The sequence below is a fragment of the Actibacterium sp. D185-2 genome (genome assembly GCF_054954595.1).
In genome coordinates this window covers 1-1,399 of record NZ_JBPWNX010000057.1, presented here as the reverse complement: position 1 = coordinate 1,399, position 1,399 = coordinate 1, and the positions used below count along the sequence as shown (strand labels likewise).

Here is a 1,399-nt window from a genome sequence, read left to right as displayed (position 1 = left end):
CACAGGCTTGCCCTGATCGAGGCTGCCGACCTCAGCTGGTTCGCGGGTGACCGCATTGGCCCGGATCGCATTGCTATTTGGATATCCATGCGCCTGTCAGGCGTTCAAGAGGACCCCGCAGCACTGGCGCGTGTCGGTTGGGCGGTACGTCGTCTGACAGGGGGACCAGGCCCAAAGGTGGACCTTTCTGCCTTCCTCGATCGTCGCGATCCCAAGAACATGGTCGATGACGCCGAGCCTTTCGCGGATCGCGCGGGCGGTTGGCTGAACCTGATGGCGCAAGCCGCCGAGCTGCACCCGATAACCCGTGCCTGCGCGGGTTATCACCTCTGGAGCCTTGCGGGCCTTGGGCAGCAGGGCGATCGAATGGAAGCGGCAGTCACAGCCGCGCGGATTGTGGCCAGCGAGGGCGGGGGCGCCGTCTTTGCACCTCTGGCTATGGGCGGGGCAGGGGGGCTGCGCGCCAGCGGCCCACCCGCTGACCGTCTGGCGCGCTGGCTTGACGGGATGGAGACCGCATGCCTGACCGCAATGCGGCACCTTGACGATATCGAGGCATGGTCAGCGCGGGCAGAAACCGAGATGACCGCGCTCTCGGGAAAGACTCCGCGCGCCTTGCGCGCTGTGCTTACCGAATGGCCCCTTGTCTCTGCCCCGATGGGCGAGGTCCTGACCAACGCTAGCCGTGCCGCCGTTCAACGCAATATTGCCTGGATGGAAGCGCGAGGCCTTATCCGCGAGGTGACCGGCCAGGGGCGATTCAAGATATGGGTAGCGGCACGATCTTGAATCTTCCAGTTCGATGCATGGGAGCTTCAAGAGTTCGGGAAGTTCGTGTCATAGTTTTCAGTTTCCAGAAATCGCGTCGAGCACCGGACAGTTGGGGACTTCGGCGCCAGAACACCTGGATGCCGTTGCAGCGAGGACGGATTCGATCCGCCGGAGATCCGAGATCTTCGCCCGCACGTCCGCAAGGTGACGTTCTGTCCGCTCCTTGACCTCGGCGCAGGTCGGCGCGGCACCATCGTTGAGCCCCATCAGCCCGCGAATGTCCTCCATCGAGAACCCGAGCTCGCGGGCGCGCAGGATGAAGCGAAGGCGCGTGGCGTGTGCGGCGGAATATATCCGGTAGCCTGCGGCGCTGCGCGGCGGGTCGGGCAGCAGGCCGGTTTTCTCGTAATAGCGGATCGTCTCGATGTTGCATCCGGTCGCCCGGGCCAGGTCGCCGCGTGTTAAGCTGCTCTCGCTTTCGTGATCGATCATGGGGGTTTTCCTCTTGAGCCTGTAGCTACTACAGACCCTACACCCATCGTCAACCACAGACGAAAGGTGCGCGACATGGCGCTGACAGACGACAGAACTGACACCTCAGCAGCGGATCGCCCCGCCCGAAAGGGCT

At 63.8% G+C, this 1,399-nt stretch carries 2 protein-coding genes; one reads left to right on the top strand and one right to left on the bottom strand.

The window, feature by feature from the left end; translation table 11 throughout:
- On the top strand, positions 1 to 789 hold a 789-nt coding region (locus tag ACSR1C_RS20510; protein ID WP_460260861.1), incomplete at its 5' end, for a hypothetical protein.
- Positions 790 to 846: 57 nt separating this feature from the next.
- Here ACSR1C_RS20510 and ACSR1C_RS20505 read toward each other — a convergent pair.
- The gene (locus ACSR1C_RS20505) at positions 847 to 1,263 is read right to left on the bottom strand and encodes a MerR family transcriptional regulator (RefSeq protein ID WP_038068073.1); all 417 of its coding nucleotides are present in this window, start codon (positions 1,261 to 1,263) and stop codon (positions 847 to 849) included.
- Positions 1,264 to 1,399: the final 136 nt, after the last annotated feature.

Bases quoted from the DNA above. Each gene is read 5' to 3' on its own strand.
- ACSR1C_RS20505 (WP_038068073.1), bottom strand. From the start codon at position 1,263: ATGATCGATCACGAAAGCGAGAGCAGCTTAACACGCGGCGACCTGGCC.